This is a genomic window from Porphyromonas uenonis DSM 23387 = JCM 13868, assembly GCF_000482365.1.
GTDB classification, from domain to species: Bacteria; Bacteroidota; Bacteroidia; order Bacteroidales; family Porphyromonadaceae; genus Porphyromonas; species Porphyromonas uenonis.
The window spans coordinates 30094-56966 of sequence record NZ_KI535306.1; the positions used below are offsets into that span (position 1 = coordinate 30094).

The 26873-nt window shown below is 53.0% G+C and carries 20 protein-coding genes; 15 read left to right on the forward strand and 5 right to left on the reverse strand.

Going from position 1 to position 26873, the window contains the following annotated elements; translation table 11 throughout:
* Positions 1-10 precede the first annotated feature (10 nt).
* The 14 genes from dxr (at position 11) to L215_RS0103910 (ending at position 15830) form a co-directional block, all read left to right on the forward strand.
* Positions 11-1156 carry a 1-deoxy-D-xylulose-5-phosphate reductoisomerase gene (gene dxr / locus L215_RS0103845; protein WP_027451369.1) on the forward strand — a complete coding sequence of 382 codons (1146 nt, stop codon included), beginning with the start codon at positions 11-13 and terminating at the stop codon, positions 1154-1156.
* 287 nt (positions 1157-1443) lie between these two features.
* Positions 1444-2967, forward strand: coding sequence for a PBP1 and LysM peptidoglycan-binding domain-containing protein (locus L215_RS0103850; protein ID WP_025883580.1), 1524 nt, complete (start codon positions 1444-1446; stop codon positions 2965-2967).
* 9 nt (positions 2968-2976) lie between these two features.
* Positions 2977-3654, forward strand: coding sequence for a porin family protein (locus L215_RS0103855; protein WP_025883579.1), 678 nt, complete (start codon positions 2977-2979; stop codon positions 3652-3654).
* On the forward strand, positions 3654-4343 hold the full coding sequence (locus L215_RS0103860) for a CPBP family intramembrane glutamic endopeptidase (RefSeq protein ID WP_025883577.1): 690 nt from the start codon (positions 3654-3656) through the stop codon (positions 4341-4343). The genes L215_RS0103855 and L215_RS0103860 overlap by 1 nt, the downstream gene beginning before the upstream one ends.
* Complete coding sequence (locus L215_RS0103865) at positions 4333-7302, forward strand: PD-(D/E)XK nuclease family protein (protein WP_025883576.1); 2970 nt, start codon at positions 4333-4335, stop codon at positions 7300-7302. The genes L215_RS0103860 and L215_RS0103865 overlap by 11 nt, the downstream gene beginning before the upstream one ends.
* Positions 7303-7344: 42 nt before the next feature.
* The gene (locus L215_RS0103870) at positions 7345-8730 is read left to right on the forward strand and encodes a T9SS type B sorting domain-containing protein (protein ID WP_025883574.1); all 1386 of its coding nucleotides are present in this window, start codon (positions 7345-7347) and stop codon (positions 8728-8730) included.
* An 18-nt stretch (positions 8731-8748) separates the two neighbouring features.
* On the forward strand, positions 8749-9348 hold the full coding sequence (locus tag L215_RS0103875; RefSeq protein ID WP_025883573.1) for an IMPACT family protein: 600 nt from the start codon (positions 8749-8751) through the stop codon (positions 9346-9348).
* 151 nt (positions 9349-9499) lie between these two features.
* Complete coding sequence (rsmI, locus tag L215_RS0103880) at positions 9500-10231, forward strand: 16S rRNA (cytidine(1402)-2'-O)-methyltransferase (protein WP_025883571.1); 732 nt, start codon at positions 9500-9502, stop codon at positions 10229-10231.
* Positions 10228-11079, forward strand: coding sequence for a Cbp1 family collagen-binding glycoprotein adhesin (locus L215_RS0103885; protein WP_025883570.1), 852 nt, complete (start codon positions 10228-10230; stop codon positions 11077-11079). Before rsmI ends, L215_RS0103885 begins: the two co-directional genes overlap by 4 nt.
* Before the next feature lie 96 nt (positions 11080-11175).
* A complete protein-coding gene (locus L215_RS0103890) occupies positions 11176-11904 on the forward strand; it encodes a YjjG family noncanonical pyrimidine nucleotidase (protein ID WP_027451370.1) in 729 nt (242 codons plus the stop codon).
* Entirely contained in the window at positions 11901-12632 is a 732-nt protein-coding gene (gene recO, locus L215_RS0103895; RefSeq protein ID WP_025883569.1) for a DNA repair protein RecO, read from the forward strand. Before L215_RS0103890 ends, recO begins: the two co-directional genes overlap by 4 nt.
* 272 nt (positions 12633-12904) lie before the next feature.
* Positions 12905-13696, forward strand: a complete 792-nt coding sequence (gene mazG / locus L215_RS0103900; RefSeq protein ID WP_025883568.1) for a nucleoside triphosphate pyrophosphohydrolase — start codon at positions 12905-12907, stop codon at positions 13694-13696.
* Positions 13663-14640 carry a methyltransferase domain-containing protein gene (locus L215_RS0103905; RefSeq protein WP_244869669.1) on the forward strand — a complete coding sequence of 326 codons (978 nt, stop codon included), beginning with the start codon at positions 13663-13665 and terminating at the stop codon, positions 14638-14640. Before mazG ends, L215_RS0103905 begins: the two co-directional genes overlap by 34 nt.
* The gene (locus L215_RS0103910) at positions 14640-15830 is read left to right on the forward strand and encodes a hypothetical protein (protein ID WP_027451371.1); all 1191 of its coding nucleotides are present in this window, start codon (positions 14640-14642) and stop codon (positions 15828-15830) included. The genes L215_RS0103905 and L215_RS0103910 overlap by 1 nt, the downstream gene beginning before the upstream one ends.
* Positions 15831-15958: 128 nt before the next feature.
* On the opposite strand, the gene L215_RS0103915 is transcribed toward L215_RS0103910, so the two are convergent.
* The 5 genes from L215_RS0103915 to L215_RS0103935 all read right to left on the reverse strand — a co-directional run bounded on the left by L215_RS0103915 (position 15959) and on the right by L215_RS0103935 (position 23665).
* Positions 15959-16474 (reverse strand): helix-turn-helix domain-containing protein, encoded by a 516-nt coding sequence (locus L215_RS0103915; protein ID WP_025883565.1) that lies wholly within the window; start codon positions 16472-16474, stop codon positions 15959-15961.
* 1519 nt (positions 16475-17993) lie between these two features.
* Positions 17994-19529: a potassium/proton antiporter gene (locus L215_RS0103920; protein WP_025883564.1), complete on the reverse strand. Its 1536-nt coding sequence runs from the start codon at positions 19527-19529 to the stop codon at positions 17994-17996.
* A 261-nt stretch (positions 19530-19790) separates the two neighbouring features.
* A complete protein-coding gene (locus L215_RS09265) occupies positions 19791-21371 on the reverse strand; it encodes a fimbria major subunit (RefSeq protein WP_238296469.1) in 1581 nt (526 codons plus the stop codon).
* A gap of 570 nt (positions 21372-21941) precedes the next feature.
* Positions 21942-22856 carry a dihydroorotate dehydrogenase gene (locus L215_RS0103930; RefSeq protein WP_025883562.1) on the reverse strand — a complete coding sequence of 305 codons (915 nt, stop codon included), beginning with the start codon at positions 22854-22856 and terminating at the stop codon, positions 21942-21944.
* Positions 22850-23665 carry a dihydroorotate dehydrogenase electron transfer subunit gene (locus L215_RS0103935; protein WP_238296468.1) on the reverse strand — a complete coding sequence of 272 codons (816 nt, stop codon included), beginning with the start codon at positions 23663-23665 and terminating at the stop codon, positions 22850-22852. The genes L215_RS0103930 and L215_RS0103935 overlap by 7 nt, the downstream gene beginning before the upstream one ends.
* Before the next feature lie 241 nt (positions 23666-23906).
* On the opposite strand from L215_RS0103935, the gene uvrA reads away from it, so the two are divergent.
* Entirely contained in the window at positions 23907-26861 is a 2955-nt protein-coding gene (gene uvrA / locus L215_RS0103940) for an excinuclease ABC subunit UvrA (protein WP_025883558.1), read from the forward strand.
* The last annotated feature ends 12 nt before the right edge of the window (positions 26862-26873 follow it).

Here is a 26873-nt window from a genome sequence, read left to right on the forward strand (position 1 = left end):
ACTACACACTATGCGACGCATCGCACTCTTTGGCTCGACAGGCAGTATCGGCACCCAGGCACTGGAGGTCATCTCCTTTCACCCCGAGCTACTCACCGTCTATGCCCTCACCACTCATCGCAACGTGCCTCTCCTCGTAGAGCAGGCGGAGAAATACCATCCGGCCGTCGTGGTCGTAGCTGACGAAAAAGCCGCCACAGAGCACACTGCACTCCTCAAAAGGCTAACCTGCACCGTGCTCGTTGGCGCTGAGGGGCTCTGCGAACTGGCGCAGCATAGCGACTACGACGTCATGCTCTCCGCCCTCGTCGGCTTTGCGGGCTTGCGCCCCACACTCCTCGCTATCGAGAGCGGGCATGAGATCGCTTTGGCCAATAAGGAGACCCTCGTAGTGGCTGGTCAACTCATCATGAGCTCTGCACAGGAGCACGGTGTGCGCATCCTCCCCGTGGACTCCGAGCACTCAGCCATCTACCAATGCTTGATGGGCGAAGGGACCCCTCTGGAGCGTATCTGGCTCACGGCAAGTGGAGGACCCTTCTGGCAGATGCCTCTCGACGAGCTAAGCCAGGTCTCCGTAGCTGATGCGCTACATCACCCACGCTGGTCGATGGGTGCTAAGGTGACGATCGACTCGGCGACGATGATGAACAAAGGCTTTGAGATGATGGAGGCGTGCCACCTCTTTGCCGTCCCAGCAGATCAGATCTCTATCTTGATACACCCTGAGAGCGTCGTGCACTCGATGGTGCAGTTTGCCGATGGCTCGGTCAAGGCGCAGCTAGCCGTCCCCGACATGCGTCTCCCGATCAGTCTAGCACTCCATGGTGGCGTGCGTGAGCCACTGCCCATAGCGCGTCAGCCCTTTGTCGGCACCACGCTTCACTTTGAGGAGCCAGACGCAGCCCACTTCCCCTGCTTGGGTCTCGCCTTCGAAGCCTTCAGACAGGGCGGCAATATCCCCTGCTTGCTCAATGCTGCCAACGAGGTCGCTGTGCGCGCCTTCCTCGATGAGCGTATTGGCTTCACCGAGATAGCGCGACTCATTGAGCCCATCATGACGGCCGTCCCCTATGATGCCACCCCGACGCTCGATGCTCTGCTGCACTACCACGACGTGGCGACCGCTTTAGCCACTGAGCAGCTCCCCCGATAGCCCCCTCGTCAAACGAACATCTGTGAGTCCTCGTAGTCCTGCTACGGGGACTTTTTGTTGCCTTAGGGCTAGAAGATGTAAGTTCCATCAGGTGAAACTGGAGTTTCAGCCCCCTTGGCACAAAAGTTTCATCCAGGTGAAACTAGAGTTTCTTCCGTATGAAACTGGAGTTTCTTCCGTATGAAACTAAAGTTTCCTCCGTATGAAACTAAAATCTCTTGGGGAAAACGGTTGACCAAGAGTGCTATTTATGCTACCTTTGTCTAAGTAAAAAGAGAGATAAACCGATGAAACAGATATTACAGCGCCTTCTCTTGCTCTGCGTGAGCCTGCTCCTAGTCACGACAACGCTCATGGCACAGGCGCCTCTACGGCATGTGGTCAAGAAGTTGGAGACGGTCTACTCAATCTCCAAGCGCTACGGAGTCTCTGAGGAGGAGATCTACCGGCTTAACGAAGGCAGTCAGTGGGGCATCCGTGAGGGGCAGACACTCCTAATCCCCCAGCGCAAGCCCGACACGATCTATGTTGAGGCGCCTGTGGTCACGCCAGCGGAGCCTGGCATTCACGTGGTGCAATCTGGCGAGACGCTCTTCGGCATTAGCCGTAAGTACGGCTTGACAATGGGTCAGCTCCTCGAGCTCAATCCGCAGAAGCAGAATACGCAGATCGCAGTAGGGGAGCGACTCGTCGTGGCCTCTGGGGCTAAGCTTAAGCAGGAGCCCAGCCCGCTAAGCGGTACGCAAATAGAGCAGGTTCGAGTGGCTCTGATACTACCCCTACGAGAGAGTGGACAGCCTAGTCGCTATCTACACTTTTACGAGGGGGCGCTCCTCGCTATCGAGCGGTTGCAGCGCCAGGGCGTAAACATTGATCTGCAAGTCGATGCGGCTGTCAATCGCTCAGCCCTGGAGCAACTCCTCAAGACCAAAGAGGGTCAGCAATACGACCTAATCATCGGCGGAGACTCGGAGCAGAGCGTGGAGCTACTGGCTCAGCACGCTAAGGCTCAGCAGGCGGTCTATCTATCGCCTTTCGTATGGCAGAGTGGCAAGGGGCAGTTGTACGACCACTTCTTCCAGCTCAATCCTGCACAGTATCGTGTCACGGAGCGATTGCAGCAAGCCTTTGCTCGTCGCTATGCGGGGTACGAAGTGCTACTCGTGCGCTGTGGCGAGGGTGATCAGGCGGACAAGTTTAAAGCGATCGAGAGTGCCTGTCGTGAGGCTGGCATCTCCACGCAGAGCCGCTCTCTGCGAGAGATAACCATCGGACAGTGGCCTCGTCAGAGCGGTAAGAAGTGCGTGGTCCTACTCAACTCTAGCAAGAAGGCGGACCTTGTGGCTGTACTAAACGCAATGCGTGATGCGCAGCTCTCGACGAGTGACTATCAGCTCTTCGGATATCCGCAGTGGCAGACCTATGGCAGGGAGATAGATGAGCGCCTGCGAGAGGTGCAAGCCACGATCTTCTCCACCTTTTACTGGGACAAGGATCTTCCCGAGAGCCAGCGCGTCAGGGAGGCGTACAAGCATTGGTACGGACGTGATATAGAGGAGGGCTACCCGAGCTATGCGCTACTGGGATATGACGTGGTGCGCTACTTTATAGCAGCTCTATCGTCCTATGGTCGGGGCTTCCAGCAGTTCCAGCATCAGCTACCAAAGGATGGTTTGCAGTCGGGCTTCCTCTTTGCACCAGCCATTACAGGGCGTAGCTCTGGGAGAGGGGGGTATACGAACTTGAACCTCTTCTTCATCACTTATAGTCCACGTGGGGAGCAACGTCAGCAGATCCCCCTAGCAGAGTAAGTAAGCACTATGCGAAGTCCTAAGAAATGGTGGAGCGGACTGCTCCTCTTGCTCCTCACCTCAGTCATACCTCTGCAGGCTCAGCGCTCGCAACTGAAGCCTCTGGAGGTGCGTATAGGTGGCGGAGGAGGTGTGAGTGGCTCAATGCTAGACCTAGTGCCACGTGTGGAGATGCTTCCTCACCTAGGGGCGATGGGTTATGTGGCGGTGCTACTGACCAATCAGAACTATACGGGCATGACGATGCGCCTCTCCTACGAGCAGCGTGGCTGGCGAGAGGTCTACACCAAGCCGATCGCCTACAGCTTTGCGAGAGATATGGACTTCATTGACTTGGCGCTGATGGCACACCTTTACTACCCCTTTGGCAACTTTCAACTGGGGCTTGAGGTGGGACCAAACGTGGGCTACATCATACGAGACGTGAGCAGCCCCACGCCGAGCGAGGAGACGAGAGCTGTCGTGAAGAGACGGCATGTCTATCCGCTCTTTAGCAAGTTCTCGTGGGGACTCAAGGGCGGACCCGTCTTGAGCCTAGACATAGCTAAGAGGCATAGAATCACGCTGAGCGGACACTTCTACTATGGTCTGAGCGACCTCTTTGCTACGACGGTGCGCGACGACTATGGCCGTGCGGGCGAGCTGGGCGTCACGGTGGGGCTGGGCTATTACTTTAGAGTGCTCTGATGCTGGTCTTACTGCTCCTCTTCACCTTAATCCTCTTTGTGCTAGCCTATCCGCTGCTACCGATCACGTTGGTCGGTATTGTAGCTTTCGGCGGGGGAGCGCTCCTGTCCACATGGACCTACCTGTGGGGCTACCGATGGCTGTACCATCAGCCCGCTCCGCAGGAACCTAGCGAACTGCTAGCCCTCCCATTCGAATCGCTGAAGGAATATTTGAAGGGGGTGAAGTTGACTCGCTTCCTCCTCTACGCAATCCTCGCGGTAGGCATCTACTTGCTCCTCTCGTGGGGCAACGAAGCGCTTGTCTCCGTCTGGCCAGAGGCGTGGGGTGGCGCTTGGCTACGCAATTGGGGTAAGGCATCTCAGGAGGCGCAGTCTACGCTCATAGAGGGTGCGAACTTATGGGTGCTCTTTCTCACCGTAGGGGTGCTGACACCAATTGCCGAGGAGCTCTTCTTTCGAGGGGCGCTCATGGGGTGGATGATGCTGAGGCGCTTTCCCCGATGGGCCGTCATCCTCCTGCCCGCACTACTTTTTGCCGTGATGCACCTCAACCCTATGGGGATGCTGCAGATCTTCTTCCTGGCACTCTTACTGGGCTACTTGCGCTGGGCTAGTGGCTCTCTCTGGCCATCGGTGGGGCTACATATTTGCAATAACATTTTAGTCTTGGGTATCTATGGCTTCTAATGACAGCTTTCTCTCGCAGGTCGTCAGTCGAATGCGCTCTAGTGAGGTCCCGCTGAGGAATCAGTTGGTGGTGGTGCCGACGAAGCGTGCAGCGACCTTCCTACAGCGTGAGCTGGTGGCACAGCTACAGGATAAGCCTGCGACGATTTTGCCTCGTATCGTCACCATTGATGAGTGGATCACAGAGATGTCTAGGCGGGTTATCCTAGACAATACGGCTCTCATCTCGATACTCTATGAGGTCTATGCGACATACTTAGCCGATCAGAAGCTGGGGCAGGTGGAGACAGATCAGATGCTCTCCCTGAGCCAGACGGAGCGCATGCTGCGAGACTTCCAGGATATAGATCTAGCCTTGGCAGATGTGAGGATGCTCTTGATCAACCTAGAGAATCTAAATGACCTAGACAGCTACACCTATCTAGACGAAGAGGAGCGAAAGGCTATCAAAGAGTTTTGGCGCGGACTCTCAGACCAGGACTTGGATAGTCCACAGGGAGGGTATCGCCACTTTGCCACGGTATGGCGAGACATTTACCAGCTATTTAATGTGCGTTTAGCCGATCTTAAGGTCGCTTACCGAGCAGGCGCTTATAGGATTGTGGCGGAGGATACCTTTACAAGTGATGATCTGCTCAGAGCGCTACGGCGTTACAGCGGTTCGGCAGTTAGTCTCGTCAACTTCGTCGGACTGTACAACCTGACACCCGCAGAGCGGGCAATCATCAAGAAACTCCAAAGCGCTGATGCCGATGCGCTACAGGTGCAGCTCTACTGGCAGAGGGTCTCGATAGACGCTCATGGGGACTTTAATGAGCATCTCTACAGTACGATAGATCAAAACGCCAAGCTCCTCGGAGGAGTCGTTCTAGACGAAGACTTCACCCGTAAGTATGCGCCAGAGGTACACCTGCTCTCGCTCAACTCAACCATTCAACAGCCACAAGTGGTCAACGATCTCATCGCTGAGATCACTCAGGAAGATGACACAGCGCTCGAGGAGCTACGCATAGCTATCGTGCTCAACGATGAGAAGACGCTCATCCCGCTGATGAACTCGCTCAAGCAGCCTGCCTGCACCTCGCTCAACGTGACGATGGGCTATCCTCTCCAGTACACCTCTGTGGCGACGTGGATACGCCGATACCTTAATATATATGGTCTCGTATCCTCGTCGGAGACAAGGGTGGAGCGTGTCAAGCTTACCTGTTCGCGCTTGAAGCTTTGGCTGACAGCCCCCTTGACACGAAAGCTCTTTGGCGACCTTACGACTGCGCTGATGGATCGGATCGCTCTGCACCACTACGCCATCACAGCGTCAGAGCTTCGCACGATCATAGAGGAGGTTGCCGGAGATGCAGATGAAGCGGTGCGACAGCGTCTACTAGATCTGCTCACGCCCAGTCTCACGGGGGTAGGACTACTCGATCGTATAGGTCAGCTGCTAGAGCTGCTCAAAGGGTTGACACCAGAGACAGAGGATGACGAGTCGATAGATCAAGTAATCCTATCGGAAGCTCTAGACCAAATCGTCCGCTACGTCACGCAGGTGTCTAATCTGCTACAGCCGAACGAGGGCATGCATCATTTACTAAACGCCCCGAAGCCTGTTGCTTATCTCTTGGAGCAACTGATGGCTGTGGGGAGTATCCCCTTTGAGGGAGCTCCGCTGGAGGGCTTGCAGGTGATGGGCTTCTTGGAGACACGTACGCTCACCTTTGACTATGTGATCATGCTCAACGTGCAGGAAGGCGACCTGCCTAAGTCAAGCCATATCACGACGCTCATCCCCGATATGCTACGGAGCGCCTTCGGTATGACCACTTACCGTACGGAGGACGATACCAATACCTACCACTTCTACCGCCTCATACAGGGGGCTAAGCGGGTTTATCTACTCCAGGACACACGTCCTAAGAGTATCTCCTCGATGGAGCCTTCGCGCTATGTGGACCAGATACGCTACCTGACGAACTTGTCGCTAGATGAGTCCACTTATGCTGACTCGCTAGATGCTAGGAATGAGCAGGAGCACACTGTCGCCGACAATGACGAGGAGGTGCATCTCTACATGACGCAGATAGCTTCGGGCGAGAAAACTTTCTCTCCCTCCGACTTGATCACCTACTACAATTGCGCTTACCAGTTTTACCTCAAGAAGATAAAAGGTATCGGCGAGCCACGCCAAGAGCCGGGTGTCGTGACGCAGATCGAGCTTGGCTCCATGGTGCACGCTTATCTGGAGTGGTTTTATAAAGGGCTGAAAAAGACGAGCAACGTCTCAGACCTGGAGCACACGGTGAGCCGCGCCAAGCTACAAGAGCTCTATAAAAAGATCGTCTCTGACAAGAGTGCCCCCGACGAAATCCTCCTAACAGACCTAGAACGGTACATTAGCAAGGCTATAGAGATAGACAAGCGCTTGCTCCAAGCTGGTCATTCGCTCCAACTGCTAGCTAGCGAGACGAAGATGACAAACCTCCTCTTCGAGTGGACGGATGATAATGGTCAGAATCATACGATACACCTCACGGGTCAACCCGACCGAGTGGATATAATCGATGGAAAAGACTATCGCATCGTGGACTACAAAACAGGAGCTATCAAAAAGCCTAAGACAGTGGAGAGGCTAGAAACAGGAACACTTGATGGTTGGCGTGATATGGCGAGCAACTGTAAGCTGGGAGGCTACATACTACAGTCCTGTCTCTATGCGATGCTCTATGCGCAGCAAGCGGAGGAGGGGATTAGCGAGATACAGCCTACACTCTATTCGCTAGCTCCCGCTATCCCAGCAGATGAAGGGGCGATAAGCTTTGCGGAAACTGTAGCTCTGGACGAACTCAAAGAGCTTGTCATACACTACCTAAACAAACTGGTAGCCTTGAAGTTTGACCAAACGAAAGTACTGGACGTCTGTAAGTACTGCGACTACAAGACAATCTGTGGACGCAAGTAGCTAGCTGGTCCCTTGAATACATGATCTATAGTAGCACGCCATATGAAGACTAGAAGCCTGATCCTATCACTCCTCATACTCATAAGCTCTGCCGTGACACTCTCGGCGCAGAGCGTCTCAGCTAGTCCGGGCAAGCTGAGCCAGCCCTACACGCCCACAGGGCAGCAGGTGCGACTCTTGGCTTATCATCCAGCTTCCGGAGAGGGGAGCGGTGCGGTCTCTTTGACCTTTCCCATAGCTGCGGGAGAGAAGCTCTACAGCTACACCACATCGATACAGGAGGCGCAGCCTGTGGCTACGGCTCAGTACGCAGGGACGACCGTCACCGTGCCAAATGCTCAGCTGGAGTGCGGTTACTTCACCGCTCAGCCTAGTCAGATCATGATGACACGAGTCTACTATTGGATCTTTGATTACAGCCGTGTCTCTCTACGAGACCTCGCTCTGACCGCAGACTATGACGCTGCGGAGCCTTGCCAGCAGGTGACACTCACCCTCTCTCGACCGCTACCGCCCATATCCTACCGCACGCTACAAGGCGCCTCCATGCAGGCGGATCGTGGGCTAGTCGTGCGCTACCAAGACCTCGTCTACAAAGAGGAGACACATGCCTTCACCGCAGAGCAAAAGGAGGAGCTACTCCCCGAGACCAATGGTGGGGCGTGGCACTTGATAGCTCCGCTGAGCGACACCTCTTTTGCCATCATTGGGGACCGCTTTACCAAAGGTGTGACAGAGCAGTACGGCTTGCCCATAGAGAGCCCCGTGCTACAAGCTCATCGTGTCGAGCTACACGCTCGCTATCGGCTGGTCAGCTCTGGTCAGTCGCAGGCTGCCGACTCGACCGCAAGCAATGCGGGGCAGCTCCCCTCTAGTCTCTCCGCTCCCGCTACAGTGGAGATAGACTTGGTCGCTAATGAGCCAGCGGCAGTGCTTTACCAAATCATCATTGCCGAGGGAGCTACCATCTCTAAGGACGCTCCTGTCGTAATGCAGTTTAACGGACGACAAGCTCAATACACCTTTGACAAGATGGGTACCTACACACTCTACGGCACGGCGAGCGATCGCACGGCTAGTTGCACAGCCACCTCTCAGCCAGTCGTGGTGACGGTGCAAAGCTCTAGACTTGAGGTGCCCAACGTCTTTACCCCCTTTAGCAGTCCTGGCGTCAATGACCTCTTTCAAGTGGTTCATCAGTCGCTCGTATCCTTCGAAGCTCGCATCTACGACGCTTGGGGCGGACTCATCTACAGCTGGAGCGACCCCAATGGTGGCTGGGACGGCACTTGCCGAGGCAAACCTGTGCCGAGCGGGGTCTACTACTATGTCATCACGGCCGAAGGAGCTGATGGCGTGCAGTACCACAAGAGTGGGGACGTCAACATACTGGAGAGCGACTATTCGCAGCAACCCAACTTCAACTAATACGAGGAGGTCTTAGCGATGAAAGACTTTTACCATACCATCCAGTCGCCAGCCATTGCCGAGCAAAACATACAGCGTAGTCGCTTCATCGGCTACTGCTATCCAGTCTCTAGTGCTGAGGAAGCTTTGGAGCGTATCTCGGAGCTTCGCAAGGAGCATTACAGTGCGACGCATGTCTGCTGGGCTTACTCGATCTATGGCGACGAAGCGTACGAGACTCGCTCCAACGATGATGGCGAGCCCTCAGGCACAGCGGGCAAGCCTATCCTAGGGCGCTTGATCTCTCGTGACCTAACCAACGTAGCTGTGGCTGTCGTCCGCTACTTCGGTGGCGTCAAGCTCGGCACCAGTGGACTGATCGATGCCTATCGCTCCACGACCGAGTTAGTCCTAGACAAGGCAACAGTCCGAGAGGTCATCCTATATAGTGGCGTGACGCTCAGCTTTCAGATGGATCTGATGGGACCTGTCATGCTCTTGGTCAAGAACCACGGCGCCGAGATTGTCGCTCAGGACTACACCTCCCAGTACCACCTCACGGTACAGCTACGGCAAGGCGATATGCCTTCGTTTGTTGCTGCCGCAGGGGAGATCTACGGAGTCACACTCCAAGAATAGGGTAAAACTGAATAAGTCCATACTCTCGTAAAGACCTTGTAGACAACCTTTTCTCTAGTTTAGATTTAGGAGGTAATGCTTGATTCCACTAGTTTTTCGTAAGTTTGCACCGTAAATATCTCTTGCCAGTCAAGAGTTCAGTCTAACTACAATGGCTCAACTGACGGTCGTCCCGACCCCTATAGGCAATCTTGGAGATATCACCCTACGTGGACTAGAGGCTCTACGTGAGGCTGATCTGATCCTAGCTGAGGACACTCGCACCTCCTCCGTATTGCTGCGGCACTACGAGATAGCGAAGCCTATGGAGAGCCACCATAAGTTCAACGAATACAAGACCTCCGAGCGCTTAGCGCAGCGCATTGCCGAGGGTACCTCCGTGGCACTCATTAGCGATGCTGGTACGCCGGGGATCAACGACCCAGGCGCTATGCTCATACGAGCTTGCATCGACGCTGGCGTGACGGTCACCTGCCTGCCTGGAGCTACCGCCTTCGTCCCAGCCTTAGTAACTAGTGGACTAGACACGTCACGCTTTTGCTACGAGGGCTTTCTCCCAGTCAAGAAAGGGCGACAGACACTCCTCACCGCACTAGCCACGGAGACCCGCACCATCATCATATATGAGTCGCCATACCGAGTCTGCCGTACGCTCTCTGACCTGATTACATACTTCGGCGCTGAGCGACAGGCCGCTACTTGCCGTGAGTTGTCGAAGCTACACGAAGAGGTGCGACGTGGCACCCTCCAAGAGCTGAGCGACCACTTTGCCGAGACAGCCCCCCGCGGGGAGTTTGTCATAGTCATCGCTGGTGCTACGCCTACTAAGCCTTCCAAGAAGAACAATAAACACACATCAGAAGATACAACTACACAATTATGAAACAGTCACTATCTCTCACTTTCTCAGCATTGGTACTATCACTACTGATGCTCACGGCTTGTAACAAGAACAGCCAAGAAGACCAAGAGCGCCAAAACGAGCTCACCGAACTGCAGTCTCTCCGCACGCAAGTTGCTGAGCAGGATTCACTAATCAATATGGTGATCCAAAACTTCGCTCAGATACAGCAACTAGAGGGTATGATCTCGCTCAATGCCAATGACGAGCTACCACAATCTCAGCGCGCTAAGATCGAGGACAATCTGCGCCTGATCAATGAGAAGCTAGAGTCAAACCGTCAGACTATAGCGCTCCTAAACAAGAAGCTCGCTCAGTCTGGTAACAAAAACACCTCCCTACAGCGCACCATCGGCACGCTACAAGAGCAGCTCAACGCTAAGAACGCTGAGATCCTAGATCTCACTGAGGAGCTCAAGCGCAAGAACTACGCTATCGGTGTCCTCGACTCTATGGTCACAGACCTGCACAGCAATGTGGAGAATCTAAGCAAGACCTCTGCTGCCCAGCAAGCTGAGCTAGAGCGTCAGGATGCTGCGCTCAACACGGTCCGCTACTGTATCGGTACCTCTCGCGACCTCAAGGATATGAACATAATCCGCAATGGCGAGGTAGTCACCGAGGGTTACCAGTCAGACTACTTCACGCAGATAGACCTGCGTCGAGTTACCTCGATACCTGTCTACGCTAAGAAGGCTGAGCTCAAGACCAAGCACCCGAAGTCTAGCTACCGATTCGTCAAGGGCGAGGACAAGATGCTCACGCTTGAGATCACCAATCCTAAGGAGTTCTGGAGTCTCTCTAAGATACTAGTCGTACAGATCTACTAATCAGTCTCTCGACACACTACATTTAGCAAAAGGGGAGGTGCTTAAGACACCTCCCCTTTGAAGTTTTATAAGACAGATCTCTTGCCTGCAAAATCAATGAAGTACAAAGCACTACTCTTCGACCTCGATGACACGCTCTGGGCCACCTTCGACAATAATAAGGCGAGCCTACACAGACTCTACGATGAGGAAGGGTGGGGAGCCTATTACGCTACCTTTGAGGACTACTTCGCCGTCTACTTCCCCCATCAGGAGCAGCTCTGGGACGACTATCGCAAGGGGTATATCAGCAAGGAGCAGCTACTCCTAGACCGTCTGCGCTATCCACTCCGGGGGCAGGTCTCGTGGAGCGATCAGCAAGTCAGGGAGCTCAATCAGCGCTTCATCGGCTATGTGCAGCAACAGACGGGACTTATCCCACATGCCCTCGAGGTGCTCGCAGAGCTACATCGTAGCTACACGATCGTCATCGTGAGCAATGGATTTGAAGAGACGCAGTACGGCAAGATCAACGGCTCCGGCTTGGCGCCCTACATTGACAAGGTGGTCTTGGTAGACCATGTCGGAGTGCCTAAGCCTGCGCCAGCCTTCCTAGACTACGCTTTGAAAGCAGTAGGGTGTAGTCGTCAGGAAGCCCTTGTCATCGGGGACAGTTGGCCGAGCGACATCATCTGTGCACTCAATAGTGGCATCGACTCCGTCTGGTACAACCTATGGCAAGTCCCGATGCCCGAATATGACCAGCAGCACCACTCAGTGCTTGAGATCAGAGACCTGCGGGAGCTACTGCCCCTGCTCACACCGAGTACCAATTCACGCCTATGATTACCACGGTAGAGGGGGTCGTGCTGCGTGTCATCCCGTACTCAGACCGCTCACTCATAGCTACGCTCTACACCGACCTGTGGGGGGCTGCAGCCTTCTCCGTGCCTATCGGTAGCAGGAGCAGAGCAACAACCAACCTCTTCCAACCGCTACGAGGCCTGCAGCTTACGACCCCTTCACCCGCCAGTCAGCCCGTCAAGCTCATTCGTCAAGTACAGCTCGTCCGTGGTGCACTCCCCTTAGCTCAGCGTCCAGCCGCTAGCGGTTACTTCCTCTACCTCGCACAGCTCCTCAGAGAGCTACTCGCCCAAGAGCCAGAGGATCTGCAGCTGTATAACATAGTAGTGCAAGCCCTAGACCAGTTAGACCGCATCGAGAGCCTTGAAGAGCTACAAGGCTTTGACCTAGCCCTGCTCGTCTCCATACTGCGTGCCAAAGGGTACCTCCCCGAGGGGCTAGAGATGCGAAGCCTGGACTCAGAAAGCTACAAGACACACTGGCTAGACCTAGAGCAGTGGACGATACTCCCGCTCCGAACCGACTACTCCGTGCCGCTAACGCCAGAGCTACAGAGCGCCTTGCCGAGACTCCTACGATATGATCTAGAGCGCTTTACGCCGAATAGCTTCGCGCCCGCAGAGTACGAGACCCTGCGCAGACTACTGCTCCACTTTACCGAGCTCCACTCGCCCTCCTTCCGCATCAAGCACATCACGCCGCTCCCCTAAGCTAAGCTAGCCTTGGCTGTACACACCTCTTGTAACACACTCTATTCGTATCATATACGAGTTCCAAAAGTAGTTCTCCTTTTGGAACTTTTTAGTTCCAAGGGAGGAACTCTTTAGTTCCAACGCTGGAACTTTTCAGTTCCAAGGGAGGAACTCTTCGGTTCCAACGCTGGGAAGTTTTTGGAAAGTTGTAGGATTGATTCGTCGCACGGCTGGTTGCGAGGTGCTTTGACCTCAAAGTGGTACCTTTGCACTGTAATAACTGACAAGCTATGATACACAGCAAAGATGAACGGCTGGAGGCTTTCTCCCGTCTACTGGATGTCCTCGACAATCTGCGTACCCACTGCCCCTGGGATCGCAAGCAGACGAATGAGTCGCTACGGGCTAACACGATCGAGGAGGTCTACGAGCTGAGCGATGCACTACAGCAAGGTGATACGAATGCGGTGTGCAAGGAGCTGGGCGATGTGCTCCTGCATGTCCTCTTCTATGCTCGCATAGGAGATGAGCAGGGGGACTTTGACATTGTGGATGTGTGCAACAAGCTGTGCAACAAGCTCATCTTTCGCCACCCGCATATCTATGCGACTGAGCAGGTCGAGGATGCGGGTCAGGTGGTGCAGCTATGGGAGCAGGTGAAGCAAAAGGAGAAGGACGGCAATAAGTCGGTCCTCTCGGGCGTGCCGTCGGCTCTGCCAGCACTGATCAAGGCGTACCGCATACAGGACAAGGCGCGTGCCGTCGGCTTCGACTGGCAGGAGCGTGAGGAGGTCTGGGCAAAGGTGCGCGAAGAGCTTCAGGAGGTTGAGCAGGAGATGACTTCGGGGAGTGCCGATGATCTAGAAGCTGAGGTAGGGGACTTGCTCTTTAGCATTGTCAATGCGGCTCGTCTCTATGGGGTTAACCCAGACAATGCATTGGAGCGCACGAATCGTAAGTTTATCGAGCGCTTTGAGTACATTGAGCGGACCGCTAAGGAGCATGGCAAAAGCATCACCGACCTCTCGCTAGAGGAGATGGAGACGCTATGGCAGGAAGCAAAGAAGGGTGTCAACCAATAAGTCCTGTCTTCGCTATGATCGCATGTAGTCTCTCTAAGCAAACTTGCCCGCATTGCCACAACAGCAGCTACACCGAGCTGTGGGAGTGTGAGGATCATCTGGTCTCGCATGAGCGGTATGCGATAGGGCGCTGCAACCAGTGCGGACTGCTACAGACCTTGACGCCGCCTCCTGCAGAGGAGCTAGGACACTACTACGACAGCTCTGACTATCTGAGCCATCAGACTGAGGGGCGGGGCGATATGGCCCGCATCTATCGTGCAGTAAAGCGTTACCGCATAGGACGGCGTGTACGGACCGCTCGCAAGCTCTGTGCGACATCTCCGCAGATGATGCTGGAGGTCGGAGCGGGTGTCGGAGCTTTTGCCAATGCTATGCAGGAGCGAGGGTGCAAGGCTTATGTCGTGGAGCAGAGCAAAGCGGCACGAGAGCTGTGCGCTCAGAAGATTCCCAGCGAGCAACTCTTTGCCACGACACAAGAGCTTGTGGCGCACACCGATCTATCTGGTCAGCTAGACCTGATCTGTCTGTGGCATAGTTTGGAGCATTTGCCAGATTTGGCCGATCAGCTGGAAATTTACGATAAACTTCTCAAGCCTGGGGGAACGCTTTGCATCGCTGTGCCTAATGCGCAGAGCTTTGACGCTAGCTATTACCGAGAGCTATGGGCCGCCTACGATGTGCCGCGACATCTGTGGCACTTTACACCACACTCGATGCGGCAGACGGTGGAGGCGCACCACTTCTCCCTAAAGAAGATTCGCCCGCAGCGACTAGATGTTTACTACATTGCACTGCTGAGCGAAAGCTACAAGCAGGGTGGGCGCATGAACTGGGTCACTTGGCTCAAAGCTTTTGGCGTGGGATTCTCTTACCACATACGCTCTCTCTTTACGCCGATGAGAGCGAGCGCACAGCTCTACCACTTCGTCCGTCAAAAGTAATGAAGGCGCGACAGCTACTGGGGGCGATCCTACTACTGCTAGCCCCGATCTCCGTACTCTGCGCTAGCAACGTTGCGGAGCTGGGCGTGGACTCGGTGCATCTGCGCGTAGGGGTAGACGCAGTGACTTTCTTTCGCAATAATGAGTACCACTCTGACTATCAGCTCGGCTATACGCTCCCTGGATGGCAGCTGAGCCCCACAGTGGCGCTGGAGCATCGCAAGGTGCGACTCGTTGGTGGGGTTTACAGCCTCACTTTACTAGGTGCACAGCGCTACCCACGAGGAGGCTGGTACGACCACTTGCCACACTGGGGGGCCAAGCCTGAGGAGCAGGGAAGTGGCGTGCATCTGCGTCCTATCCTCTCCTTACAATACAAGCCGAACGACCATATCAACGTCTCGATGGGGACGCTCCTCGGGGCTAAGACGATAGCGCTACGAGGTGTCGCCTCGTCTACCGTCGATCAAGGCGGGACGCTCTCGCTCGTCTCTCCGCTCTACGACCCTGAGTACAGCTTCACACGGGATCCTGCGCAGGGTGCGATGATCCAGCTAAGCTATCCACGCTTTGACCTAGAGGCGCTTGTGGACTGGCAAGGGTTTATCTTCCCTGGCGAGACTCATCAAGAGGCTTTTGCAGCACTGCTGGCGACTGCTTACAGGCTTTACGACAAGGAGCCTTGGTGCGTGCAGTTTACTTGTCAAGCCACGGCTCATCATCGGGCAGGCGAGATACAGCAGATGTCACCACCAGACACGCTACACACCTATCTGGCGGGAGCTGCTGGGGTGACCACACAATATAGATATGCCTCGCAGGGGACGGTCGAAGGTGCGTTGCACTTTTTGGGCTCCTCGCTACGTGACGGCAAGCCTGAGCCACCTCTTGGATATGGTCTCTATGGTCGCTTGGCTTGGCGACATAAGCTCCTTCGCCTAGCGGCTGATGCTACCTACGGACACAACTACTATGCGCCATACGGAGGACCGCTCCTTTCGTCAGCTCGTACAGCAGACGATCAATGGCGACTGGGCGTTTATCCAGCACTAGACGTGCCTCTCTCGGGCTTCGGAGACTTGCGCTTCGAGGGTGCCCTCTGGTGGAACCATCGCACCGCTACGCAGAGCCGTCTGAGCCATATGCTCTCCCTGACGCTCACCTTCCACTACGACAAAGTATTTCGCTAAAGGGGGGCGGGCTTAGCTTCTTTTAGCCGAGAAAGGGGAGTAGTGCTTCCTTTTTTAGATACAACCGTTTAGGCTGTCTGCTTTTGATCAAGTAGGCAGCCTTTGCTTTTGACTGTACGAGGCAGCTTTTACTTCTTAGTGCTCTGAGGAACGAATATCTCGTAGCTCCCGTCACTATAAAAAATGCGTATCTCGTGAACTTCACGCTCTGGAGCATCTGGCTGGTGAAGCATCTGACGTATCTGCTCAACCTCCTCTCTGGTAAATGGAAAGGGCGCTCCTTGACTCTGTGAAGTATGCTCAGACGCGAGCTCCCGCTGCACAGGCTGTGCTGGCTGAAGAGACGCAGAGCTGCCTCCCTCATAACTGCCAAAGAGCGTGCCCTCTAAAGAGGTCGTGGCGCCCTTCGCCTCTTCGCGCTTAGCGGCTCCCTTGCCAAAGAGTAGCCACTCATAGCTCCACGATGGATAGGCGGCGATGATATTATTCAGCGTCTCTATGGTGGGACGATTGCGCCCGTTGAGCATATGACTGATGACAGATGGCGTGATACCCGCCTCTGTCGCAAAAGCTGTAGCGTTTAGCTCCATAGACTCCATCATGTAGCGTACACGCTCTATAATTCCCTCTGATTCGATCAACATAGTCTCTCTCTTTATCACATATTCATTTGTAACACTAGGTGCTACAGCCGACAGAAATGTATTGCCATACAAATGTAGCAAATACAATTGAAATAACAAGTCATCCTGTGATAGAGAGGTGCTATTTGGAGTGGATTCGCTGGATAGCGTACGGTTTTCCACTTATATCTCATCTCCACATATCGAAACCTATAAACTGGCCAATAGGCAGTTACAGCTGCTTTCTAGCAGAATAGAGTAGGGGAGAGCTGCTACCTATCAATACACAATCAGATATTAGCAGCCTACTGCTTATCAAATATGCTGTAAGTGTCTCATAACTAATCAATAGAATATAATTCTCAGACGGTTATAATATCGTGAAACGCTAGATATCACAAGTAAATCTTCCATTGTTCAACTGTGATAACCACCGAGGTTATTATGATGCTAAGTTTCTGTCAATACAGTTGTGATGCGGTTGAGTTGTATTGCGCTTCGACATGATTCATTTGTAGCCTCATGCCTTGTTTAATTGTGATCGACTTGTATCGTCTTTTGGCTTCTGTTTTTTGCTTTGTCAATGCCGACTCCTAGTAACTAGTCGAGATCAATGTCGAGAGCGTCACAAGAGACGATAAATTAGTAATAAGGATTGGGGGCTAGCAAAACGACGCCCTAACGAGAGGCTCTGATTTTACGCCGAAGCTTTAAGCTTAGCTCAGGGCTGACACATAAAAAATGAGCTGGTTTCAGATGCTCCCGAAGAATTTTCAAATAGCTCGGTGGATATTTCTGATTTCCTACCTAGGAAATGGGCAAATTCTTCGGACTTATGATTTGATTCTTCCGAAGTTTCATTTGATTCCTCCGAGGAATTTTTGATTTCCTAAGTAGCTATTGGGCAAATCCCTAGGTAGAAATTCAATTCTTCGGGAGGAAGGTGTAATCAGAAAGGTTCCGTAGCCACTCTGTAGCGATAGTCGGACCGAGCATCCCTAGTTATCGTCATATGCTGCTCCTTCCTAGACGGCTGGTTATAATGCGTCAGTCCTGAAGCTTAACTAGCTTTTGTCTCCGGAGACTGTTGCAAAAGTCAACAGTCTCACAATCTTGCAAGCAAGATTGTCCTGACTTTGCAGAAAGAATGAAGCGCAAGGCGCTGAGGGTGAGGCCTGAAGGGAGCATACCTCCGTATGTGACCGAAGCCGAATCCCGAGAGCAACACTGCGATTCGCCTTTATGCAACAGTCTCCTCCGATGATTTCTAGCGGATTGCGACAGCATAGCAGAAGGGCTCAACCTTCTAAATTCAGCGATTGAGCCTCTTGGTTCTAATTCTAATATCAGCTTGCATATATAGGAGACGAACTAGGAGCCGCACTCTAGTCTCTAGGAGCGAAAATACTTGCTCGTCACGGGGAGCAGGCTTGGTAGAGAGTTATCTAAGCGTAGCTAGACGAAGCAGCCCCATTTACCGCTCACCTCTTCGCTTCTAAGACCTTTGAGCTCAGTTACCATACGAAAGCCACTAGAGCCTTTACTTAGCCTTGCGACTAGCAACCTGTCCGAGCGTCTTGCGTAAGCGAGTGAAGAGGTCTGTAGTTGGAAGTTCTGCTTTGGTAGTCTCAGCCTCACGGCGCTCAGAGACGATGAGCAGGATATCATCAGGATGCAGGTGTAGTCCTCCCTTTGGCACTATATAGCGGTCGTTGCGACGTACGAGGATAACCAGCTCTTCGGGATTGAGCGCAAGGTCCTTGAGTAGATGTCCTTTGGTCAGCATCTCCTCTACGACTACACGCTCCTCCATATTTGTATTAGTCTCCTCAGGGATCTCAACTCCCATGAAGTAACCTTCGGGAGGAGCGGGCTCCGCTAGGTGTAGCGCACGAGCGACAGGCGTGATCGTCATACCCTGACAGATGAGCGATACCAGCGTGATGACAAAGACTATAGTAAATATGTGATTAGACTGAGGCACCTCGGCCAGTACGGGGTAGGTGGCAAAGAGTATCGGAGCGGCTCCACGCAGACCGACCCAGGAGGTGAAGAGACGAGCTTTGAAGGATAGGTTACGGAATGGCAGCAGCGTCACAAAACAAGCTAGCGGACGGGCTACAAACATCATTAGCACAGCAATGAGTAGCGTTGGGATCAATACGGGGAGCATGTCGCTCGGATTGACCAATAGTCCTAGCATGATAAAGAGTATAATCTGTACGAGCCAGGTGATACCATCGAAGAAGCCGTACACCGACTTTCGGGCTGTTATTTTGCTATTCCCTAGATAGATACCAGCGATGTAGACGGCTAGGTAACCGTTGCCTCCGATATACCACGTGCTCACGTAGGTGATCATGACAAAGCAGAGCAAAGCGATGGGATAGAGAACTTCGTTCTGAATGTTCAGATTATTGAGCATCTTGACGCATAGCCACCCAAAGAGGAAGCCGCCTATGATTCCAAAGAAAAACTGTAGTACGAGGCTCCCAGCCACACCCCATAGGGATGTTTCTCCTCCCATGACGAAGCCGATCAGCGCGACAGTAATCATGTAAGCCATCGGGTCGTTACTACCGCTCTCTAGCTCTAGGAGAGGTTTGAGATTTTCCTTGAGATGCACACGTTGCGAACGTAGGATGGCAAAGACCGAGGCCGAGTCGGTACTGGACATCGTGGCAGCCAGCAAGATGGCGATAGGTAGCGAGAAGGTGAGCGAAGCAAAGAGGTAGTGCGTCACGCCAAAGATGAGCAATCCCGTGAAGAGTGTCGTAAGCAAGACTCCGATAGTACTCAAGGCAATACCTTCGCCTAGCACGGGGCGTATCTGCGAGAGCTTGGTACCCATACCACCCGAAAAGAGAATGATCGATAGCGCCACGATTCCAATGGACTGCACCCCCCTCATATTGCTAAACTGGATGCCGATGCCATCAACCCCAAAGAGCATACCTGTCAGCAAGAAGAGAAGCAGTGCAGGTACCCCAAAGCGCGCACCTACCTTACCAAGTAGGATAGCAACAAAGATTACAACGGATCCAATAATCAGAAAGGTCTCAGTAGATAAAATCATATGGCGATGCTAAGTGAATATGGTAGCCCAACAAAAAGCTCCTAGAGAGCTACAACTCTCATTAAAGAAGGGAAATAATACGTCAGCAAATATACGAAAGAAATCGATTCTCTCCGTCTAAAAAGGGCCGACACGCCACAATAGTCTGGTAACTTAGGAGTAAACAAAAGACGACCACGAGGGATTCTAGATGTTCCTTCGTGGTCGTCTTATTAGCCGTGTTACACCTCCTACATATTATATAAGGTGCAAGGAGAGAGGTTACAGATCGGCTGTACTTTCGCGATCTGTAAGTGGTGTGAGAGTCAGTGTAGCGGTGATTGCTCTCTTAGGCGTATACTCCTCAGGGTGATCCACAACCTGCATCAAGACAGGAGAGCCAAAGTCTGAAATACTCTTGATCTCAATGCGGTAGTCGTTGTTTCGGACAATGCCGTAGCGCCCATAACCCTCCTGACCTGAGGCGTGCTCGATGGGCAGATAATAGTAGTTGTAGCTCCGCAGGTAGTAGCGCAAGCCCTTGAAGTCTATTGGATAGAGCTCCCCTTTATATCCAACAGCTGGTACGAACATCTTATCACCAGAAGTCTTGACATAGTCTTCGCATACAACCTGTAAGTCTTTGGGATAGCCTGTGGGTATGGTTACAGTAGGCTTCTGATCCTTCGTAGCTTTGTTGCGCTCGTAGATCGCTTTCAGATAAGCAGTAAAGTCTCGACCACGATAGTAGCGTCCATTGAAGCTAACCCATCCCTCGTCTGCCTTAAAGCCTTCAAGTGTGCTTAAGCTCATAGGATAAATTTTGTAGCCCACTAGTACAGAAGGGAGGAAGTAATAAGAATAGTGATTAGGGTCGACGGTCGTCTCCATTACGTAGTACGTTGGCTTCGTTAGATCACACTCATCTATTGTCTTAGGAATTAGCTTGCTAGACTCTAGATTGCAAATCGTTTTAGACTCGTTAACGAGCCTGTAAGCCTGAAGGAGTGTCTTATGCTCATTTGGATCACTGCTGGCGATCTTATCATAACCAAGAGAATAGGCATATCGATTAGCATAGCTGGACCCATCTCCAGGCATCTCCATAACATTCTCTGGGGTACCGATGAGTGGTGCTAGCTCACGCATCAGGAAGATTTTAAGAGCTCGACTGCCTATTGTGAATGTTCCTCCATTAGTCAAGTCAATCGACATATACTGAGGCACTTTAGGATTTCCAAACATCCTCAAGCGAGCGAGCGTGCGTGTGAGTGGCACTTGTACAGGAGATGCTCCTTTGTCAAAAGCGCTCTTCTCAATTTTTATGGGACCCTGATCATTGCTCCACACGACAGAAGTAACTTTATCATGAGAGACATTGCATTGCTCCTCACATTTATAAACAGACTTGAGTTTGCTCCAAGACGCACCCTGCCCAAACGTGTTTTGAACCGCATGCGTACCATTGAGTACTGCGACTAGATAGTAGGAAGAAACGGGAAGTGACATCGATAGGGGGCCATTAGTCTCTAGCTCATTTTTGCTAAAGACTCGGTGAGCCACCACTGTGCGCTCTGCAGGCTCAGACTCACTGGAGAAAAAGTATAAATCTAGCTTCTCTACCACAGATATGGGGTCATCACTAGCACCTCTCAGATCCACTCCTAGGTTATTCAGCTGTATTCTCAGGTTGCCCTCCGTAGCTGTCTGCTCGGGAGCTTTAGGTGATTTACGACATGCTCCCAGTAGCAGTACGCTCATGCACAGCACTAGTGAGATAAGTCTAGGCATTGCAAAGCTCTTCTGCTTTCGTTGGTTAGCTTTTTCTTTGTTCAGAATGCTCATTGAGGTTTGTAGTTCCATAGAGTTATGTTTTTAATTACGATGCGTGATGCGTAAGTGAGTAGTTTTCTCGCTTCCGGTGCGAAGTTAAGCAAAAAGGGGGGGAATTCCACAAACTTACCCCCCCCAGTATCGATTTTCTTAACTAAACATAAATCCCATTCTAATTTCGGCGAGAATCCCGTAAAGCTATCCGAAATTGGCGAGAATTTCAGCGAGAATCCCGTAAAACTGTCCGAGATTAGCGAGAATTAGCAAGCACAGCTCCTATCAGCTCACTAAATTTCAGCGAGAATCTCGTAAAGCTGTCCGAGATTGGCGAGAATTAGCAAGCACAGCTCCTATCAGCTCACTAAATTTCAGCGAGAATCTCGTAAAGCTGTCCGAGATTGGCGAGAATTAGCAAGCACAGCTCCTATCAGCTCACTAAATTTCAGCGAGAATCTCGTAAAGCTGTCCGAGATTGGCGAGAATTTCAGCGAGAATTCCGTAAGGCTTGTCCGAGATTAGCGAGAATTAGCAAGACAAAGCTCCTACCAGCTCACTAAATTTCAGCAAGAATCTCGTAAGGCTGTCCGAGATTAGCGAGAATTAGCAAGACAAAGCTCCGATCAGCTCATTGACGTCTGATATATGATTCTCCTCTAGATAGCTAGAGAGTCCGTGAGCAAGCTTGGAGGCAATATCTGGCTCTACAAAGTTGTAGGTGCCGACTTGTACGGCTGTGGCGCCAGCTAGTAAGAACTCAACCACATCCTCCACAGAGACTATGCCACCGAGTCCTACGACTGGGATCGATACAGCTTGCGCCACCTGCCATACCATACGGACGGCTATAGGCTTGACAGCTGGGCCGCTCAGACCTCCAGTGATTGTGGATAGCTTCGGTTTGCGAGTCTTGACATCGATCGCCATCCCGAGGAGCGTATTGATCAGAGAGAGACTGTCTGCACCAGCCTCTTCGGCAGCGCGAGCTATCGCTGTAATGTCAGTGACATTGGGCGAGAGCTTGACCATCAGGTGCCCTTTGTAAACTTTCCGCACCGCTGAGACCACTTCGTAGGCGCTCTCGCAGTGGACGCCAAAGGACATACCGCCTTCTTTGACATTAGGACAGCTAATGTTTAGCTCTATGGCGCGCACCTTTGGGTGATCGTTTAGTCGCTCAGCGCAAGCCACATAGTCATCTATCGTAGAGCCACTCACATTGACGAGAACCTCTGTATCGTAGTGACTTAGCTGAGGGAGGATATGCTCTACGAGATAGTCCACTCCCCTATTCTGCAGCCCCACACAGTTGAGCATGCCTGCCGTCGTCTCTGCCATACGTGGATAGGGATTGCCTTGTCGTGGGTGTAGCGTAGTCCCCTTGACTATAAATCCACCCAGCTCATTAAGATCTTGAAATGGATCAAACTCCAGCCCATATCCGAAAGTACCAGAAGCAGTTAGGATAGGATTCTTCAGGGTAATGCCTCCCCCTATATTGACCGATGTGCTTACCATAATAGTTGATCAAAGTTAAAGACAGGGCCTTCCGTACAGACACACGTGTTCCCCTGGTTTGCAATGTTTTCCACACAGCATAGGCATGCTCCCACGCCACAAGCCATGAGATTTTCGAGAGAAGCCTGCCCTGGCACGTTGTGCGCTTTTGCCCAGTTGTGGATAGCACGCATCATAGGGCGAGGACCGCAGGTGTAGACCATAGAGTACTTGTCTAGCTCTAGCTCAGGAGCCGCTAGGACGGCCCCCCGCGTGCCATATGATCCGTCATCAGTCGTGTAGCTGTAGGAGCAGCCGATCTGCGCTATCTCATCACGCAGTATCAGTAAGGAAGCGGTGCGAGCGCCTATGATCAGGTGCGGTCTCACTCCCGATAGTTGCTGCAGATGACGAGCGAGCATGATGATGGGTGCCATCCCCACCCCACCAGCGATTAGGAGCGGGCGCTCGCCAGCTATCGTGGGGTCTGTGGCAAAGGGAGTTCCTAGAGGTCCGACAATATTCACCTTGTCCCCCTCTTTTAGGTCGCATATATAGTTGCTACCACGCCCTACGCGCTGCACCAAGAGCGTTAGACATAGATCCTCTCTAGACCACTTGTATATGGATATGGGGCGCCGCAAGAGTATTTCCGCAGGGCGACAGTCTACCTGTACAAACTGCCCAGGCGCTACACCTTGTAGCCACGAGGTATCGCCCGAGGAGACCTCTAGTCTTAGGGTAAGTAGGTGATAGCGTGGCGCTACCTGCTCGTTGTGCAGGACAGTCGCATCAACGATAGCAGGCTGTGATGTTGTGATCCGATCCATATACATTGATTTGTAAGCGTGTTAGGAGCTGTTGCACCCCGCCCAGGGGCTGGACAGCTTCTACTGGGACAAAAGTACAGCTTTTTGCTGGCTTAAAAGCAAAGCCTAGCGAGCAAATTAGTATTTCTAGGAGGCTCTCAGCTTTTATAATGCATCAATCCTATTCAGGGGACGACCTTGCTGTGCTCTTTGTCGTAATTAATCCTTATATTTGTAGGCTAAGAACGGCACTCCTAGATAAATGGATCAGAATAAACGGACAGTTCCACATACAGACACTCCCAGTGATAGCGACACACACGCCTCTGCTTCTGAGCAAGAGCTATGGGCGATGGGCGCCATCGAGGTGCATGGCGCTCGTGTGCACAACCTCAAGAATATAGATGTCTCACTACCTCGTCACAAGTTGGCCGTCGTGACGGGACTCTCGGGGAGTGGCAAGTCGTCACTTGCTTTCGACACCTTACTAGCAGAGGGACAGAGACGCTATCTAGACACTTTCTCCTCCTATGCTCGTAGCTTCATCGGGGGCGGTGGCGGACGACCGGATGTCGATGAGATCGTAGGACTCAGTCCTGTCGTAGCTATCGAGCAGAAGAGCGCCTCGACCAATCCCCGCTCTACCGTCGGCACCGTGACCGAGATCTACGACTACCTCCGTATCCTCTATGCACGTGTCGGCACCCCTTACTCCTACCTCACAGGCAAGGAGATGGTGCGCTACACCGAGGAGCAGGTCGTGGAGCATATCATGGAGCAGTATGCCAATGAGGGGATCTACATACTAGCTCCCATCGTGGTCGATCGTAAGGGTCACTACCGCGAGCTCTTTGAGCAAATGAGACGTCGGGGCTTCCTGCACGCTTACATTGATGGTGAGGTGTGCGAGCTGACGCCTGGGATGCGACTCAACCGTTTCTCCATACACTATGTCAGTGTCGTGGTGGACAAGTGCTCCGTACGAGAGAGCAATAAGCAGCGCATCACCGAGGCGGTAAGCATAGCGATGAAGCTCGGAGAGGGTGTCATCGACGTGATGCGACGCGATAGCACAGAGATACAGCATCTGAGCAAGCGACTGATGGATCCCGAGAGCGGTATCGCCTATCCGGATGCTTCGCCAGCCGACTTTTCGTTCAATTCGCCTCGTGGCTACTGCAAGCGTTGCAAAGGCTTGGGCCGTGTGGGCGTACTAGACATAGACAAGGTCGTGGCCGACCCTAAGATCTCCATACGTGATGGCGCCATCGTGCCTATCGGACGCTACAAGAAGCGCAGCCTGCTCTTTACCTCTATTGAGGAGATCTTGACGGAGCATGGTTGTACGATAGACACCCCCTTTGAGAAGATTCCTGCAGAGGCTGTTGATCAGATCTTCTTTGGCATTGACTCGGACGACTCCGACGATGAGGGCGAGGCGCACTTCGCCTTCGAGGGTGTCTCCCAGTATGTGCGAAATCTAGCAGAGGATGACGACGCTACCGCCTCCATGCGTAGCTGGGCGGAAGAGTTCCTGACTGAGCAAACTTGTCCCGAGTGCAACGGACGACGACTCAACCCGATAGCTCTCAGCTACAAGCTAGCAGGCTACACCATCGCCGACCTGACAGAGCTAGACCTAGACCGTCTAGAGGGGCGACTGCGTGAGATCGAAGGGCAACTGACGAAAAACCAACAGAAGGTGGCGCACGAAGTCATCAAAGAGATACTCCTCCGACTCACCTTCCTGCTTGATGTGGGGCTTTACTACTTGACGCTCGCTCGTCCCTCCGCTTCGCTCAGTGGTGGCGAGTCACAGCGCATACGACTAGCCACGCAGATAGGCACGGGCCTGGTCGAGGTACTCTATATACTAGATGAGCCAGGCATTGGTCTGCACCAGCGGGATAACCGTATGCTCATCGATGCGCTCAAGAAGCTTCGTGATGCGCAAAACACGGTCCTCGTCGTAGAGCACGATCGTGATATGATGCTTGCAGCCGACTACCTGATCGATATGGGACCAGGAGCGGGGCGTCTCGGCGGGCATGTAACCTATCAGGGTCCTCCCTCTGCTATTGGCGACACGCATACGCTCACCTGCGACTATCTGACCAATAGACTAGCCATCCCCCTACCTGCTAGCTACCGACAGCCTACCGATGACGCATGGCTACACCTCAAGGGCTGCACAGGCAATAACCTTAAGAACGTAGATGTCTCTATCCCGCTAGGTCTCTTCGTCTGCGTCACTGGTGTATCGGGAAGCGGTAAGTCTTCGCTCATCAACGGCACGCTCGTGCCGATCATCTCGCAGCATCTCTATCGTAGCAAGCAGGCGCCACTCCCCTACTCCTCTGTCGAGGGCTTGGAGCTGATAGACAAGATAGCTTTCGTGGACCAGTCGCCACTAGGTCGCACGCCGAGGAGCAATCCTGCGACCTACACGGGACTCTTTAGCGAGATCCGCAATCTCTTTGTCCAGGTTCCCGAGAGCCGTGCTCGAGGGTACAAGCCAGGGCGATTTTCCTTTAATGTCAAAGGCGGACGCTGCGAAGAGTGCAAGGGAAATGGCTACAAAACCATCTCTATGAACTTTCTTCCCGATGTGACCATCCCGTGTGACGTGTGCCGTGGCAAGCGGTACAACCGTGAGACCCTCGAGGTACGATACAAGGGCAAGAGCATTGCCGAGGTGCTAGACATGACTTTCAACCAGGCGGTCGAGTTCTTCGAGCATATCCCCGCCCTCTATCGCAAGCTCGCTACGCTGCAGCGCGTCGGGCTAGGCTATGTCAAGCTGGGTCAACCCTCCACAACCCTCTCGGGCGGAGAGAGCCAGCGTGTCAAGCTAGCGACCGAGCTCTCGAAGCGAGACACGGGACGCACCCTTTACGTCCTCGATGAGCCGACCACAGGTCTACACTTTGAGGACATACGCGTCCTGCTCAAGCTGGTCAACGAGCTAGTAGACCGTGGCAATACGGTACTCATCATCGAGCACAACCTGGATGTGATCAAGAGTGCCGACTACCTTATTGATATGGGACTCGAGGGCGGACGCAACGGCGGCGAGGTCATCTTCGCTGGCTCGCCTCTAGAGATGGCTCAGTGTCTCGACAAGCAGAGCTACACAGCGCAGTATCTCAAGGAGGAGATGCAGCGCACCCCAACGACAGAATCAGACGAGCAGGCTTCCTCAGCCTCTCACTCATAGACACCTATTTAT